Here is a 14,974-nt window from a genome sequence, read left to right on the forward strand (position 1 = left end):
TGAGACTGCGAAGAGGATACAGAGCTTCGGTGCCGCGTGATCTGAGAAGTAGATTCTCCGCCATCCGCCGGAGTTCGCGTTTTTACACAGCCAGGGTCACTCGCGTCATCTTTGGGCCGCTCGGCGGATGTCTGCTTATCCCCTAACAGCGGTGGAATATTATCCCCTAACAGCGGTGGAATAGCAGACATTCCCCAACCGCTGCTTGGGGCCAGAACCGGACGTCACGCAATCCTTTGTCGCCGGCTCATGGACCCGCTCAATTAGTCGCCGGTGCCGGTCACATTGGTCTGGTCGCGCAACGTTGCTTGCTGCCGAAATCGGGCGCGTACGGTTGTTCTCATCATGTCATGCGCTTCTTGGTAGCGAACATCCGTACTGACGCACCACCTTGGCAAATAATCGAAGGCCGACGCGGGCGAATGCTGCGAGCAAGACGTGCTATCCCGGAAACATTAGGATAACGTTTCTTCGCCGTGGTCCAAAATTCGGCCAACCGCCAACCTGATGTCGGGTGGAGCCAATGCAGCAGATTGCGGAGTGGCTCGAGAAGCTTGGCCTGGGGCAATACGCGCAGCGCTTCGCCGAGAACGACATTGATCCAAGCGTTCTGCGCGATCTGACCGACCATGACCTCGAAAAAATCGGTGTCTCGCTCGGCCATCGCAGGAAGATATTGCGTGCGATTGCGGAGCTCGAAGAGGCCGGACCGAGACCTGCGCCTTCTCCTCGGACTGAGGCCGAGAGACGTCAGCTCACGGTGATGTTCGCTGATCTTGTTGGCTCGACAGCGCTCTCGACAAGGCTCGACCCTGAGGACTTGCGGGAAATCATTGGCGCGTACCACCGCTGCTGTGCCGGGCAAATCGAGAAGTTTGGCGGTTTCGTCGCCAGATACATGGGCGACGGCGTGCTCGCATATCTCGGCTATCCGCGGGCGGATGAAGACGACGCCGAGCGCGCGGTATCCGCCGGGCTGGCATTGGTCGCGGCCGTGGCAGGACTCGATGCCGGCCCGGAGGCAAGATTGCGAGTGCGCGTTGGCATTGCCACTGGTTTGGTGATCGTCGGTGATCTCATCGGAGAGGGCGCGTCGCAGGAACATGAGGTGGTCGGTGAGACCCCCAATCTGGCCTCGCGGCTTCAGGCGCTGGCCGAGCCGGATACGGTGGTTATCGACGGCAGCACCCGCCGCCACGTCGGTGGACTGTTCGAGTATCTCGCTCTCGGGAGCGTGTCCATCACAGGCTTCAGCGACCCGGTGCCGGTCTGGCGTGTCATCGGTGCGAGCGCGGTCGATAGCCGCTTCGAGGCCTTGCGTGTAGCGAGAACGCCACTGCTCGGCCGCGATGAGGAGATCGAGCTGCTGATGCGCCGCTGGCAGCAGGTAAAACGCGGCGACGGCTCGGTCGTGCTGATATCGGGTGAGCCCGGCATCGGCAAATCGCGCCTCGCCGAGACCGCGCTGGAGCGGCTGAGCGATGATCCACACATCAGCTTGCGCCGTTTCTGCTCGCCGCACCACCAGGACAGCGCGCTTTTCCCGACCATCTCACAGCTCGGGCGGGCAGCGGAATTCCGGCGTGACGATACGGACCAACAACGGTTGGACAAGCTCGAGGCGTTGCTCGCGGAGGCAAACGCTGACCTCGGCGAGGCCGTCCCTCTGATCGCGGACCTGCTGTCCGTGCCGATCGGCAATCGCTATCCCCCGCTTAGCCTCACCCCGCAGAAGCGCAAGGAGAAGACGCTTCGGGCGCTCCTGGCCCAGCTCGAGGGACTGGCGGCACGCCGGCCCGTGCTGATGGTGTTCGAGGACGTGCACTGGATCGACCCCACCTCGCTCGACCTGTTGGACCTCATCGTCGACCGGGTGGCCACCCTCCGGGTCTTGCTGATCATCACTTTTCGGCCGGAGTTCGCGCCGGCCTGGATCGGGCGCTCGCACGTGACAATGATCAGCCTCAGTCGTCTGGCGCGTCGACAGCGCGCCGAGATGATCACGCGGGTGACCGGCGGCAAGCCGTTGCCCCGCGAGATCGCCGAACAAATCATCGAGCGGACCGATGGCGTACCGCTGTTCATCGAGGAATTGACCAAGACGGTGATCGAGAGCGGCATGCTGACCGACGCCGGCGATCGCTTTGATGCACGGGGGCCCGTGCCTCGGTTTGCTATCCCTACCTCGCTCCAAGCCTCGCTCCTGGCACGGCTCGATCGCTTGGCACCCGTGCGCGAGATGGCGCAGATCGGAGCGGCCCTCGGACGGTCGTTCTCGCATGAGCTGATCAGCGCCGTCGCGGCCATGCCGCAGCAACAGGTTAACGGGGCCTTGGCGCGGCTCGTAGACGCCGAGTTGGTCTTCCAGCGGGGCACCCCGCCCGATGCAGAGTACACCTTCAAGCACGCGCTGGTACAGGACGCAGCCTATAGCACCCTGCTGCGCGGTCGACGCCAGCAGATCCATGCCCGCATTGCGACGACGCTGGAGAGCCAGTTCCCTGAAATCGTGGCCGCTCAGCCGCAACTCATGGCCCGCCATTGTGCCGAGGCAGGCTTCAACGAGAAGGCGGTCGGCTACTGGCTCAAGGCCGGCCAGCAGGCGGTCGCGCGGTCGGCGATGACGGAAGCGGTGGCGCAGTTGCGGAGGGGTCTGGAATTGCTGGCGAACATGCCCGAGGAGTCCCGGCCGGTGCAGCACGAGCTCGACCTGCAAATTGCGCTCGGGCGGGCCCTGATGGCAGCTAATGGGTATTCGGCGCCGGTGGTGGCCGACACCCTCGTCAGGGCGCGAGCGCTCGCTGAGCGGTTCGATCGACCGGATCGTCTCGCTCCGCTGCTCTATTTCCAATGGGGTTTCCATATGGTTCGGGCCGAGCACGAGCTGGCGGTGTCCCTTGCAGAGCAGATGGAGAAATTGGGCGAGACAAGAAAAGATCAAGTTACTCTGCTGCTGGGTCACTATATCCATGGCGCCAGTTGCTACTTTCGCGGGGAGTTTGTGACAGCGCGCGCCCTTCTCGATCTGTGTGTTGGTTTGAGAGATCCGGCCGCTCGCGCGATTTGCGCCGCCATAGCGGTGGCCGATCCGCACGCGGCGAGCCTGGGTCACTTGGCGTTGACATCGGCGTTTCTGGGCCACATCGATCAGGGACGCGCGCGCATTGACGAGGCGTTGTCGGAAGCCCGCGGACTCAACCATCCGTTCACGGTCGCTTTTGTGTTGAGCAAGGTGTGTGCGGTGGAGGCGGCCGCCGGCTTGCTGCATGACGCACGGCGGCACGCGGAGGAGCTGGTGGCTCTCTCGAACGAGCACGGTTTTCCGCTCTGGTTGGGCGTCGGACTCCTTCAGCATGGTCGGTCATTGACAGCACTTGGACAGGCGCAGGATGGCCTCGCGGCGCTCGCGAGGGGGCTCTCGGAGCTTCGTGCTGCCGGAGCCGTCGTGCACACGCCGCGTGCGCTCTGCTTTCTCGCTGAGGCTCACGCCAAGGTCGGGCATCTGCAGGAGGGGCAGAAGTGCCTCGTCGAGGCTGCGCAGATCATCGAGACGACCCAAGAGCGGTGCGGTGAGGTCGAGCTACATCGACTTCGAGGCGATATGATGAATGCGCGAGGCGACCACGGCGCTGCGGAGCAGAATTATCATCGAGCGCTCGCTGTGGCGGAGCGCCAGAGCGCGAAGACGTTTGGGCTGCGCGCTGCGACCAGCCTCGCCCGCCTGTGGCGTGACCAAGGCAAGTGCACGGAAGCTCACGACCTCCTCGCGCTGGTGTATGGCTCGTTCACCGAAGGCTTCGACACGCCGGTCCTGCGGGACGCTAAGGCGCTGCTTGACCGGCTGGCCTGATGCAGTTCACCTCTTGCGTGGCAGGATAGCTGCTCGTCGCCGGCGGCGGCAGGTGGTTTAGAACCGCACGCATTTTTCAACGATGTCCGGTCAGGGTCATTCGCGACCGACTCTGCGGGCTCGGCTTGTGTTCGATGTCTGCTCTTCCCCGATACCGACCGGCTTATTGCGTGCCAACGAAATGGCGCGAAGGGCCAACAGATGACATTCGAAGTGAAAGAGACCGTCAACTGAGGCGGCCTCACTCCTTTAGTTCTCGTTGCGGTGGAGGTCCGCCGCTCATTTGGCACGCGGCGGATAGCTCCGCGCTGCCCCAGCTTTTGTAGGCTGCGATGAATCGTGGTAATCGCCCTCATTGAAGTACGATCCGCGAGCCTGCGTAGCGTTGGGACATTTGCGAACCACACTTGGCCCCTGACGGCCTCAAGGCATTGCCTTTGTTTTTGGAGTGAGGACAATCATGTTGATGCCAATCTCGCTGAATGGCTGCGCCCAAGCAGCTTTTCATCGCGAGTTGGCAATAACCCACGCTCATAAGCAAGCTTGTGTGCGTATGCGGCCGTTAGTCCGTTGCTCATCGCAAGTTCGGTTCCTTTGATTGGATCGCCTAGATAAGCATACAGGATTTGCTCGCGAATTTCTTTGGTGATCCTGTTGCGGCCATTCCATCTTCCAGTTGTCATTTGGCGCCTCCTTATGCGAAGCAATGCACTGCATCGGACGAGTTGGAGCTAGTGGGCGGGAACTGCTGATCGCTCTGCGCTCGCGATCAGCCCATGCTTCCCGGCATGAAGCAGCGCGCCTTCGGGTGGCCATTTAGGTAGTAAGGCCAGACCATCGTACGGCCAGCGCGGTTCGGTCCATCCACGACAGCGTCGTTCGGAACATCAACCCACTCGCCATCGATGCGTACGCGATAGTGACCATCCTTAGTTTCCCAATCGGCGTCATCAACGCGCTTCGCATCGCTGCCATCGCAGCAGGGCCCTTTGCCGCTGTGCAAGCTCTCATACCAACTGTTCAACGCAGGGTCCTGATGATCGTGGGCGCGCGCGTGACCGATCGTAGAAATCGGCGGCATGACAGTGAATACAACAAGCGTTGCATGCCAAATGTGATTGTTCATCTCACACCCAATCCCGGAATCTCTCTGTGCAGTCAGGAAATTCATCCATCCGCATCAACATGAGAAGCCTTCTCAGCTCGCCGCTGGTAGTCGTCGGCAAGAGCCTTAAACTGACCCGCAATCGCTGCGTCGGTCATGGTTTTGGCGGCGCGGAGCAAAGTCTGTGCTGTTTCTAAATATTCCTTGCCTCGTTGTGAGACCCGGACCGTCATAAATCCCTCGCGCGGCTCGCGGGCAGCTGGTCGAATGCGATTTGGAGCCAGCTCACCCAATTGCGGTCACTTTCCCTGCCTGGGCGCCTGGCAGATGCTGGTGCGGGGGCCGCCGTTCTGGGCTTGGCCTGGACAGCGTCGGCGCAGGTGCAGGGCGGGCAATGTGAATTCAAAGATGGCGCCACTTGGTACGTTTGCGCTTACCCACAATCGTCCGCCGTGTGCTTCGATGATCGAACGGCAGATCGTGAGCCCCATCCCCAAGCCATTCGGCTTGGTCGTGTAGAAGGGCTCAAGGAGGCGATCGAAACTCGCCGAGGCCAGTCTCGGACCCGAATCCCGGACCGAGACGAGCACGCCACCCGAGTTGGCTTTTCCGGCGCTGATGTGCAATTCTCGCGCGTCTTCACTCGTGCCACTCATTGCCTCGACGGCGTTGATGATCAAGTTAAGGATCACCTGTTGCAGTTGGACCCGGTCTCCTCGAATGAGCAGTAAGCCGTCCGCGAGCTCTGTCTGGACAGACACGCGGCTCTTCACCGCTTCGCCACGGGTGAGCTCAATCACTTCGCGAATCGCTGCGTTAATCTCCCAATGATCCCGTCGGGGCGGCGCTTTTTTGATGAGATTACGGATGCGGCTGATGATCTCGCTCGCTCGATTCCCATCTTTCACGATGTCATTGGCGATCTGTCGTACTCTCCACCCTCGGAGCGCTAAGAAGGCGCAACGCGGCTTGCGCGTTGGTGACCAGCGCCCCAATGGGCTGATTGACCTCATGACGAACCCCAGCGCATCGTCGGCGATCTGCTCAACGCCGAGATCAACGAGAAGCAAGCCAGGTCGATCAAGTACCAGCTCACCATTGCCAAGCTCCCGCTTGCCAAGGACATTGCCGACTTCCAGTTCGACGGCACGCCGATCAACCAGACGCTCGTCAATGATCTCGCCGGCGGCGGCTTCATAGCTCAGCAGCGCAACGTCGTGCTGGTTGGCGGCACCGGCACCGGCAAAACCCACCTGGCCATTGCCATCGCCAGAAGCTGCATCCGATCTGGTGCCCGTAGCCGCTTCTACAACGTGGTCGACCTCGTCAATCGCCTCGAGACCGAGACCCGCAACGGACGGCAGGGCCGGCTCGCCGAGCATCTGACCGGGATGGACTTCATCGTTCTGGACGAACTCGGATATCTGCCCTTCGCCCACCGGCAACGACAGCTGGCGGTTCAAAAGCCGAGACGACGATCACGCCACCCGCGCTCGTCTCGTCTCCGCTATCCCGGCCAGCTCCGACGAGACGAGCGCGCTACCAGCAAACCCCGCCGCGCAAAGGGGTCAAAAATTGGACGCCGATGAGGGGGCAAATTCGAACGCCGATTGACACGCGGTGACGGTCGCGGGCGGCCGGGCGGTTGGGCGAAATGTCTGGTTCGCATCGAGAGGGGTCCTAGCCTTAGACAATCGGACGTTATCGACGCTTATGCGTCGGGTTGTCTCTCGCGGTCGACCCGACTACCGATCGGCGTTCGCGTATGCGTTGTTATGGAAGAACCGAGCTAATGGATGGCTTCTCCGCACCTAGCGAACTCTCCGCGCCAGTCTGAATAGAATGGCGGATGGCCGACAGCGACGGACTTAGCGGTGGGTTGAACGCGCGGTCAGCCGGGAATTTAATTCGATCAGAATATCGATAGATCGCCGATAACGCCACTGCGCGCGAGCCACGGCGCTTGTTCGTTTTGGCTCTTCCTCATTCGCGAAGATAATGTAAATGGCCTGAGGCACTTTCGCTCCCATCATCCCAAAGATCGGCGGTGCCTTGCAGACCCCGATATGAGCTTATCGCTGCGGTAGGTTCTCGTAATAGCCGTCCTCGGCGCCAAGGCCTCGACAGTCATCGCGGCCGAGGATTTCAGCCAGACAGCTGCTGTTTCAGTGCCGCGACGACCTGACACGCGAGAACATCATGCGTCAGGCCGCCAATTTGAAGGACTTCCGCAATCCTGGACTGCTGACGGCCAGCCTCATTAATACCAACCTGGCCGTCAAGAAGTTCATGACGCTCGAGCGCTTTAACGGCAAGAGCTGAGACACCTGACGCCGAAAATAATCGAGTCGCAAAGCCTTAGCGTGAGCGGGCTCGCGTGAAAGCGGACTTCACCTCCCGCTCGCTGGATGTCTCAGACCTCCAGGACGGCGACCGTGTTGCCCTCGTTGACGGCTGCCCCCTCTTCGACGGCGATTTTCACCACCACGCCATCCGCTTCCGCCAAGACTGGAATTTCCATCTTCATAGACTCGATCAGGATGAGCGTGTCACCCTTTGCGACGCGCTTGCCCAGCTCGGTCTCCACCTTCCAAACGAAACCGCTGACCTCGGATTTTGCTTCCAGCTTTGCCATTCCAGAATACCTTTCTGTTTTCTCAACGTTACTCATTCAGATGTTCGATCATTTGCTGCCGAAGGCGCCCACGCGGGCAAGTTTCGCCAGCCGCTCCTCATTGCAGTTCAGCACGCGCCGGAGCGCGTCCATGGTCTGCGATCCCAGCAGCGGGGCACCGGACGGCTTGCGCATCGGCGTCTCCGAGAATTTTATCGGCAATCCGACATTGGGGATGTTGCCGAGCTTCTCATGCTGGGCCTCACCGAGGATATCCAGCGCGCGCACCTCGTCCGATTCTAGGGCTTCACCGACACTGCGCACCGCAGCGGCAGGAACGCCCACTCGTTGCATCGCGCTCAGCCAGTCTTCACGGCTTCCCTGGGACAGTGCGTTGCTGATGATCTCCTTGAGCACTTCGTTGTTGGCGCGGCGGCTGGCGCTGGTCCGAAAGCGCTCGTCGTCGGCGAGGTGCGGACTCTTCAGCACATCCCGCATCAATCGCCTGAATGTGCCGTCGTTCGCACAGGCAATGTAGAGTGGTCCTGTCATGGTCGCGAAGGAACCAACCGCTACCGCAGTCACCTGCCAATTTCCGAACCGCTTCGGGCTGACGCCCGACATGAGATAGCCCATGTGAAAATTGCCGAGCATGTTGACGGCCGCACCTAGCAGATTGGTCTCGATCAGCTGCCCCTTGCCGGTCCGCGCACGTGCGTGCAGCGCCGCGAGGATGGCGTTGCAGGAGAGCATCGCCGTTGCCATGTCCATGATCGACGATCCGGCCCGCGTTCCCTCGTCGTCCGGGCGCCCGTTCATCGAGATGAAGCCGCTCTCGGCCTGCGCGATCGGATCGAAGCCGAGGCGATCGGCGAACGGACCGCTGCGGCCATAAGCCGAGATCGAGCAATAGATCAGGCCCGGGTTGCGCTCTCTGAGCGTCGCATGGTCGAGACCAAGCCTTTGCATGACGCCGGCCGAGAAATTCTCGACGACGACGTCGGCCTTGTCCGCAAGCTCGAGAGCGACCTGGCGTCCGGCCTCGGTCTTCAGGTCGAGCGCGACGCTGTCCTTGTTACGGTTGGTCCACAGATAGGGTGCGCCCTCGCCGTCACGGTGCGGTGGATATTGCCGGAATCCGTCGCCCCCATCGGGCGATTCGATCTTGATCACCTCGGCGCCGAAATCGGCGAGGATCATCGTGCAGAACGGCCCGGCGATGAAATGGGTAAAATCGACGACACGCAGATCCGTCAGCGGCGTCTCGACCTCGCGCTCGCACATCCCACCGGCCTTCAGAACGGCTCGATGACGCGCTTGCGCATCGCGCGCGGCGCGGGCTGTGGAAGCGTCTCCAGCGTCTTGACGAGGATGTCGCGCGTGTCCGCGGGATCGATCACATCGTCGTAGAGGAACTTGGCGCCGCTCTCGACCGCCGTGTTCGAGCGCTTCAGCTCCGCGGTCAGGCTGGCGTGCAATTCGGTCCGCTCCTCCGGAGTCGCCGCAGCTTCGAGTTCTTTCGCGTAGATGATATTGACTGCACCTTCGAGGCCCATGCCGCCGAACTCGGCGGTGGGCCAGGCGACAAGGATTGCCGGCTCGAGCGGGCGCGAACCCATGATGTAGTAGCCGAGGCCGTAGGCCTTGCGCAGCACGACCGTCAGCACCGGCACGGTAGCGTTGGCGAGCGCCGACAGCACGCGCGCGCTGTGACGCATCAGCCCGGTCTTTTCCACTTCTGGCCCGACCATCAGGCCGGGCGTGTCGCAGAGGACGACGAGTGGGATATCGAAAGCATCGCAGATCTGGATGAAACGGGCCATCTTCAGGCAGGCTGGCGTATCCATCGCGCCGGCCAGATACATCGGCTGATTGGCCACAATTCCGACCGTGCGGCCTGCAATGCGACCGAACGCCGTCACCGCCGCCTTGCCGTAGCCCGCCTTGACCTCCATCACGCTGTCGATGTCGCAAAGCGCCTGGATCACCGTGCGGACGTTGTAGGCTCGACGCGGATTTTCGGGCACCATATCACGCAACACTGTCTGGTCCGACGCTTCGCCCGCCGGCTGCTGCATGTCGAAATAGCCGAGATATTTCTTCGCTGCCGCGATGGCCTCGGCCTCGTCCTTGACGAGGATGTCGATCACGCCCGAGGCCCAGTGCACCGACGCCGGGCCGATCTCTTCGGGCGTGTATTTCTTGCCGAGCGCGGCTTCGACCAGTGGCGGACCCGCCATGCCCATGGCCGAATCCTCAGTGGCGATCAGGACATCGCACAGGCCGGCCAGGTTGGCGTGACCCGCGAACGCGCGGCCGGGCGAGATGCCGACCGTCGGCACAAGGCCGGAAAGACGGGCGAAGACGACGAACGTCGGCGTCGAAGGCCTGGCGGTGACGTGCATGTCGTGTGGACGTGCGCCACCACCATCGAGCCAGCAGACCACCGGCAACCGGTGCTTCTCGGCATGCATGAACATGCGCGAGATCTTCGCATGGTTCATCGCGCTCTGCGTGCCGGCATAGACCGAATAATCGTAGAGGACCATATCGACCGGCCGCCCGCCGACCTTTGCCGTCCCCATCACTAGCCCGTCGGCCGCGCCTTCCATACCCTTTGTCGCAGGACGCACCAGCCCGCCATATTCGACGAAGCTGTCCTGGTCTGCGATGGCCTCGACGGCCCGGCGCGCGGTCCAGCGTCCTCGTTTTTCCTGGCGCGCAACCGCACCGGGACGCGCGGCGTCGAGACGCTCGGCCTGGGCATCGAGGACGAGCCTGAGATCAGCCCGCAATTTCGTATCGTCTCTCATCGTGCGACCTTCAAATCTCCGGCGGTCAATTTTTCGCGCTTGAGGCGGATGCCCGCCTGCTCGCGATCCCACGTGTCGCCGGTCACGCCTTCCGAGCGCAGCGCGTGCTTTTCGATCTTCTGCGTCGGCGTCTTCGGCAACTCCGCCAGGAAGCGGATGTAGCGGGGCACCATGAAGTGCGGCAGACGCGGCGTCAGGAACGAGATGATCTCGAGCGGGTCGATGTCGGCGCCGGGCACCGGTGAGATTACCGCCATGACCTCGTCTTCAGCGAACTCGCTGGGAACGCCGACGACGGCACTCTCGCGCACCTTCGGATGCGCCCCGATTTCCGCCTCGACCTCGAAGGAGGAGATATTCTCGCCGCGACGGCGAATGGCGTCCTTCATGCGATCGACGAAGAAGAAATTGCCCGCCTCGTCCCGGCGAAACGCGTCCCCAGTGTGGAACCAGCCGTTGCGCCAGGCGCGCGCGGTCGCCTCCGGATTGGCGTTGTAGCCGTGGTTCATCGTCCAGGGCTCATCGGCCCGGACCATCAACTCACCGACGGTGCCATGCGGCACCTCGACATCGTTCTCGTCGACGACCCGGGCTTCAAAGCCGGCGCGGACCCGCCCGCAGGTCTTGAGCACATCGGGATTCCGCACCGACACGATCGGGCACGAAATCTCGGTCATGTTGAAGACCGTATAGATGTCGACGCCGAAGCGGGCGGTGAACTCCGCCGCGTCGTCGGCCAGCGGCACCATGATCGCCTGCCGGAACGAATGATCGCGGTCGCGGGAGGTTGGCGGCGCCTTCATAAGGAACGGAATCATCGCGCCGAGCAGCGTCATCGTGGTGGCGCCGGTCCTGCGCACCGTGTCCCAGAAGGTCTGCGTATCAAACGCCTCGACCAGCGCGACAGAGCCGCCTCGTACCAGCATGCGGTACACGCCGCTGGTGCCGCCGACATGGAACAAAGGCAGGTTGACCAGCGCGCGGTCGTCCGACGTCACGGTATCGATCGCCTCCGTCGTCGCCGCCAGATGGCGGTAGGACGACAGCACGCCTTTCGAGGGGCCCGTGGTGCCTGACGTGTAGATGACCGCATGCGTATCCCAGGGCATGATGGCGCGGGACGGATCAGCAAGCTCGCTCGTCGCAGAGGCAAGCGCATCTTCGGTCAGGCCGCGGATTCCGCTCAGGCCCGGCGGCGGGCTCCCTGATACCGCGACGAGCGTATCGAGCGCGGCCGTCTCCACCTCGGTGAGCCGCTCGGCAAGCCGTGCATCGGCGATCATCAGCCGCGCGCCGGAATTCTTGATCACATGGGCAAGTAGCCGGCCGCGATAGGAGATATTCACCGGCACATAGACAGCGCCGATGTAGTTCAGCGCGAACCAGACGGCGATCGCATGCGGACCGTTGGGGAGCCAGGACAGGACGAAATCGTCCTGCTTCACGCCGAGCGCCTGGAGGCTGGCGGCGACCCGGCGCACGTTTTCACGCAGCCGCGTGTAGGTCCACTCCTCTCCCGTCGACAGCACGATGAACGTCTTGTCGCCCCGCTCGCGCGCGTGGCGGTCGAGGAGATTGCGCAGCACGTATCTGTCCGATGGGGACAGCCGATCGTTGTCGCCACTCATTGGCGCCTCCCATTGCGCCGCCTTCAGGCGGTCGTTTATTTCGGCGCGAACGCCGTCAGTCGTTCTTCCGGCGGCCGGAAGCGTGTCCTCCCGCACCGTTCAGACGCTTGCGCAAGCCCGCGTCAATGAATGCGTGGATCTGCGCACGATTCGTTGCGAGACTCCTGGCATCGCCCTCGAGCAGCGACTGGATGATCAGGCCTCGCAGCATGCCGACCAGGATATTGGCCATCTTCGAACAATCGACCCCTTCGCGAAGCTCACCGCTGCGGCGCGCCTGCTCGAGGTGCCTGCGAAAGCCGTCATGGAAGCTGGCGCTGATGCCACGCGTGCGCGGCTGCAACTCCGGTATGGCGCAGAGAGATTCGACGAACAGCGAATAGAGCGCCGCGGTCGCCACGGGGCTCGCGCAGGCACTATCCACATGCGCATCAATCCGCGCCTGCACGGCATCGAGACCCGTCTTGTCGCCGATCGCCGTGCGCAGGCGCTCGGCAAACCAGCCTTCCATGAAATCCATCAGCGCATTCAGAAGCGCGAACTTCGTGCCGAAGCGCTCTGCCGGAAGCCCACGGCTGAAACCCGCGGCGACGCCGATCTCGGCCAGCGTCGCACCCGCAGCGCCCTTCTGCGCGATGATCGACATCGCCGCGCGTAGCATGCGCGCATCTGACGCACGCCGCCGCTCGTCTTGCCGCGATGCAGGCTTTGTCTTGAGTTGGGGCGCTGGAGAAACCATGCCCGAAGTTAATAATCTACTTGCTGGTCGGTCAACAAGTATTATGATTACCCCAAATTGCGGCCGACACAAGAGCCGCTCATCCGGGAGATGAAAACGCATGCGCTCGACGCCCGCAATCCCTTTGCTTGCCCGCAACGTAATCGACAGGCGCGCGCTGCTGCGCCTCGCTGCACAGCTCGGCGTTGCCTCGTTTGCCGGCCCCGCATTTGCGCAACAACAGCAAGCTTTCAAGGTCGGCTGGATCAGGCCGACGACGGGCCGTCTCGCCTCGTCCTTTGCCCCTCTCTATTTCGGCGGCCTCATTGCTGTGGATGAAATCAATGCCGCCGGCGGCATTCTGGGTCGCCAGATCGCGCGCGTCGAAGAGGATGACGAGGCGTCACCGGCGAAGGAACCCGGCATCGTGCGCAAGCTGCGCGAACAGGATATCGGATGTTTTGTCGGACCCACCGGCAGCTCGCAATCCCTTGCGTCGATCGCAGCCACGACATCAGCGAAGACCATCCAGGCGACCTATGCGGCCGCCGCGGAAGCCGGCGATGGCCGCAAATATCCCTATCACTACCAGATCATGTTCAACACCGATCAGCAGGCCGACGTCTGCGTCGAATACATGGTCCGCACGCTGGGTCTGAAGAAGATCGGCATCCTCCAGGAAAACACGGCCTTCGGCGAGCAGGGAACAGCCGCAACAAAAGCCATCCTGCAGAAGAAGTTCGGCCTCACGCCGGTCAGCGAGCAGGTCTATCCGATCTCCGCGCCCGATCTGTCGGCTTACATCGCCAACCTGCAGAAATCAGGCGCGGACGGCGTAATCGGCTGGATCGCGAACGTCCCCAATGCCGCGATGATCTTCAACGCCATGAAGACGCTAAAGTGGTTCCCGCCGGTCACTGGTCACAGTGGCCTGATGTTGCCGGCCCTGTTCGATCTCGTGCCGGCCGAGGCCGTGAAAAACGTGTTTGCGACCTACTATCGCAACTTCACCTGGACCGACACGGAGCAACCCGGGACGCGGCAGCTCGAGTTCGCCAAGAAGCTTGCGCAATACCCGGAATCGAAGGGCTACGAGGTCAACGTCGCCGCCGCGCCCTACTACGATTTTCTTTATTGCCTGAAGGCAGCGATCGAGTCGGAAAAGAGCTTCGAGCCCGAAGCCATAAAGCGCGGGCTCGATAGTCTCAAGAACCACAAGGGCCTGCTGGGCGACATTTCCTTCACGCCTGAAAACCATTCGGGGATCGGGGCAAAGGACGTCGTGCTCGTATCGGTGGCGTCGGGACAGGATCCGCGCGCCATGGGTTGCCTGCGCGCCCGCGCGGCCGGTCAGTGAAGGCAGGCCGATGGATATCGACGTCCTCGCGCATGGAATAGTCGCCGGCAGCCTCTATGCATTGGTCGCCGTGAGTTTCAACATTCTCTACCGGCCCACGAACGTGTTCAATTTCGCGCAGGGCGAGCTTGTGATGCTCGGCGCGATGATCTTTGCGAGCCTCACCTCGCTCGCAGGCATGCCCTGGCTGGTCGCCTTCGCGGGAACGCTCGTTGCCGTCGGATGCATCGGGCTAGTCGAGGAGCGTATCGCGGTTGCTCCCATCCTCGCGCGGTCGCAGACGGGAACAGGCTGGGTCATCACGACGCTCGCGACCTCCCTGATCATCTCTAATCTCGTCGGACGCTTTTGGGGACCCGATCCGATCCTGGTCAAGCCGCCCGCACTGCTCAGCATGGATTCGCTCGACATCGGCGCATCGCGCATCTCGTCCTACGAGATCGCGCTCGTCCTCGTGACGCTGGTTCTCGTCGCTATCGTCGAGAGGGTGTACCGCACCCTCAAAGGCAAGGCCGTCATGGCGGTCGCCGAAGATCGCGAGGCTGCCCTGCTGCGCGGCATCGATCCCGGCAGCCTCGGCCGCTGGTCCTTCTTCCTGGGTGCAGCCTTCGCAGCCATGACCGGCGTTCTCGCCGCGCCTATTCTCTATGCGTCGACCTCTCTTGGACCGGACTTGCTGCTCAAGGGCTTCGCAGCCGCTGCGGTCGGGTCGATCGGCAACAACCGCGGGGCTCTGATTGCCGGATACGTCATCGGCGTGACGGAAGCGGTCGGCGCCTCCCTGCTGTCGCCCGGCTACCAGGAAGCGGTGATCTTTATCGTCGTGCTGGCCGTCCTGCTGTTGAAGCCGGAGGGGTTATTCGGCAGCCCGAACGCGCGGACGGTCTGA

At 62.4% G+C, this 14,974-nt stretch carries 13 protein-coding genes and 1 pseudogene; 5 read left to right on the forward strand and 9 right to left on the reverse strand.

Annotation, left to right across the window (positions count from 1 at the left end):
* The first annotated feature begins 523 nt into the window (after window positions 1–523).
* Complete coding sequence (locus AC630_RS19905) at window positions 524–3,850, forward strand: adenylate/guanylate cyclase domain-containing protein (RefSeq protein WP_074120177.1); 3,327 nt, start codon at window positions 524–526, stop codon at window positions 3,848–3,850.
* A gap of 458 nt (window positions 3,851–4,308) precedes the next feature.
* On the opposite strand, the gene AC630_RS44005 is transcribed toward AC630_RS19905, so the two are convergent.
* The 4 genes from AC630_RS44005 to AC630_RS48085 all read right to left on the reverse strand — a co-directional run bounded on the left by AC630_RS44005 (window position 4,309) and on the right by AC630_RS48085 (window position 5,968).
* On the reverse strand, window positions 4,309–4,533 hold the full coding sequence (locus AC630_RS44005; RefSeq protein ID WP_143198173.1) for a hypothetical protein: 225 nt from the start codon (window positions 4,531–4,533) through the stop codon (window positions 4,309–4,311).
* A gap of 86 nt (window positions 4,534–4,619) precedes the next feature.
* The gene (locus AC630_RS19910) at window positions 4,620–4,976 is read right to left on the reverse strand and encodes a hypothetical protein (RefSeq protein ID WP_208867033.1); all 357 of its coding nucleotides are present in this window, start codon (window positions 4,974–4,976) and stop codon (window positions 4,620–4,622) included.
* 41 nt (window positions 4,977–5,017) lie between these two features.
* Window positions 5,018–5,188, reverse strand: coding sequence for a hypothetical protein (locus AC630_RS45530; protein ID WP_167561244.1), 171 nt, complete (start codon window positions 5,186–5,188; stop codon window positions 5,018–5,020).
* A 66-nt stretch (window positions 5,189–5,254) separates the two neighbouring features.
* Window positions 5,255–5,968 carry a sensor histidine kinase gene (locus tag AC630_RS48085; protein WP_349538923.1) on the reverse strand — a complete coding sequence of 238 codons (714 nt, stop codon included), beginning with the start codon at window positions 5,966–5,968 and terminating at the stop codon, window positions 5,255–5,257.
* Between the two features lie 3 nt (window positions 5,969–5,971).
* Here AC630_RS48085 and AC630_RS19920 point away from each other — a divergent pair.
* Window positions 5,972–6,409, forward strand: a pseudogene (locus tag AC630_RS19920) (ATP-binding protein); the annotation flags it as partial.
* A gap of 745 nt (window positions 6,410–7,154) precedes the next feature.
* Window positions 7,155–7,277 (forward strand): hypothetical protein, encoded by a 123-nt coding sequence (locus AC630_RS47830; RefSeq protein WP_283808441.1) that lies wholly within the window; start codon window positions 7,155–7,157, stop codon window positions 7,275–7,277.
* Window positions 7,278–7,368: 91 nt separating this feature from the next.
* On the opposite strand, the gene AC630_RS19925 is transcribed toward AC630_RS47830, so the two are convergent.
* Genes AC630_RS19925 through AC630_RS19945 form a run of 5 tightly spaced genes read right to left on the reverse strand, consistent with a single transcriptional unit; the run spans window position 7,369 to window position 12,671 of the window.
* Complete coding sequence (locus AC630_RS19925) at window positions 7,369–7,590, reverse strand: biotin/lipoyl-binding carrier protein (RefSeq protein WP_074120179.1); 222 nt, start codon at window positions 7,588–7,590, stop codon at window positions 7,369–7,371.
* A gap of 48 nt (window positions 7,591–7,638) precedes the next feature.
* Complete coding sequence (locus AC630_RS19930) at window positions 7,639–8,853, reverse strand: CaiB/BaiF CoA transferase family protein (protein WP_074120180.1); 1,215 nt, start codon at window positions 8,851–8,853, stop codon at window positions 7,639–7,641.
* Window positions 8,854–8,864: 11 nt separating this feature from the next.
* Window positions 8,865–10,382 (reverse strand): acyl-CoA carboxylase subunit beta, encoded by a 1,518-nt coding sequence (locus tag AC630_RS19935; protein WP_074120181.1) that lies wholly within the window; start codon window positions 10,380–10,382, stop codon window positions 8,865–8,867.
* A complete protein-coding gene (locus AC630_RS19940) occupies window positions 10,379–12,010 on the reverse strand; it encodes an AMP-binding protein (protein WP_074120203.1) in 1,632 nt (543 codons plus the stop codon). Before AC630_RS19940 ends, AC630_RS19935 begins: the two co-directional genes overlap by 4 nt.
* Before the next feature lie 55 nt (window positions 12,011–12,065).
* Window positions 12,066–12,671, reverse strand: coding sequence for a TetR/AcrR family transcriptional regulator (locus tag AC630_RS19945; protein ID WP_167561245.1), 606 nt, complete (start codon window positions 12,669–12,671; stop codon window positions 12,066–12,068).
* A 178-nt stretch (window positions 12,672–12,849) separates the two neighbouring features.
* Here AC630_RS19945 and AC630_RS19950 point away from each other — a divergent pair, with 178 nt between their 5' ends.
* Both AC630_RS19950 and AC630_RS19955 read left to right on the forward strand, forming a co-directional pair.
* Window positions 12,850–14,085, forward strand: coding sequence for an ABC transporter substrate-binding protein (locus tag AC630_RS19950; protein ID WP_074120183.1), 1,236 nt, complete (start codon window positions 12,850–12,852; stop codon window positions 14,083–14,085).
* 10 nt (window positions 14,086–14,095) lie between these two features.
* A complete protein-coding gene (locus AC630_RS19955) occupies window positions 14,096–14,974 on the forward strand; it encodes a branched-chain amino acid ABC transporter permease (RefSeq protein WP_074120184.1) in 879 nt (292 codons plus the stop codon).

This window comes from Bradyrhizobium sp. AS23.2, assembly GCF_001908185.1.
In the GTDB taxonomy this organism is placed as follows: domain Bacteria; phylum Pseudomonadota; class Alphaproteobacteria; order Rhizobiales; family Xanthobacteraceae; genus Bradyrhizobium.

What these genes read in the sequence shown, in the direction of transcription:
- AC630_RS19950 (WP_074120183.1), top strand. Translation starts at nt 12,850, where the DNA reads ATGCGCTCGACGCCCGCAATCCCTTTGCTTGCCCGCAACGTAATCGAC.
- AC630_RS19910 (WP_208867033.1), bottom strand. Translation starts at nt 4,976, where the DNA reads ATGAACAATCACATTTGGCATGCAACGCTTGTTGTATTCACTGTCATG.
- AC630_RS19925 (WP_074120179.1), bottom strand. Translation starts at nt 7,590, where the DNA reads ATGGCAAAGCTGGAAGCAAAATCCGAGGTCAGCGGTTTCGTTTGGAAG.
- AC630_RS19945 (WP_167561245.1), bottom strand. Translation starts at nt 12,671, where the DNA reads ATGCTACGCGCGGCGATGTCGATCATCGCGCAGAAGGGCGCTGCGGGT.
- AC630_RS48085 (WP_349538923.1), bottom strand. Translation starts at nt 5,968, where the DNA reads ATGAGGTCAATCAGCCCATTGGGGCGCTGGTCACCAACGCGCAAGCCG.
- AC630_RS19955 (WP_074120184.1), top strand. Translation starts at nt 14,096, where the DNA reads ATGGATATCGACGTCCTCGCGCATGGAATAGTCGCCGGCAGCCTCTAT.
- AC630_RS19930 (WP_074120180.1), bottom strand. Translation starts at nt 8,853, where the DNA reads ATGTGCGAGCGCGAGGTCGAGACGCCGCTGACGGATCTGCGTGTCGTC.
- AC630_RS45530 (WP_167561244.1), bottom strand. Translation starts at nt 5,188, where the DNA reads ATGACGGTCCGGGTCTCACAACGAGGCAAGGAATATTTAGAAACAGCA.
- AC630_RS47830 (WP_283808441.1), top strand. Translation starts at nt 7,155, where the DNA reads ATGCGTCAGGCCGCCAATTTGAAGGACTTCCGCAATCCTGGACTGCTG.
- AC630_RS19940 (WP_074120203.1), bottom strand. Translation starts at nt 12,010, where the DNA reads ATGAGTGGCGACAACGATCGGCTGTCCCCATCGGACAGATACGTGCTG.
- AC630_RS19905 (WP_074120177.1), top strand. Translation starts at nt 524, where the DNA reads ATGCAGCAGATTGCGGAGTGGCTCGAGAAGCTTGGCCTGGGGCAATAC.
- AC630_RS19935 (WP_074120181.1), bottom strand. Translation starts at nt 10,382, where the DNA reads ATGAGAGACGATACGAAATTGCGGGCTGATCTCAGGCTCGTCCTCGAT.
- AC630_RS44005 (WP_143198173.1), bottom strand. Translation starts at nt 4,533, where the DNA reads ATGACAACTGGAAGATGGAATGGCCGCAACAGGATCACCAAAGAAATT.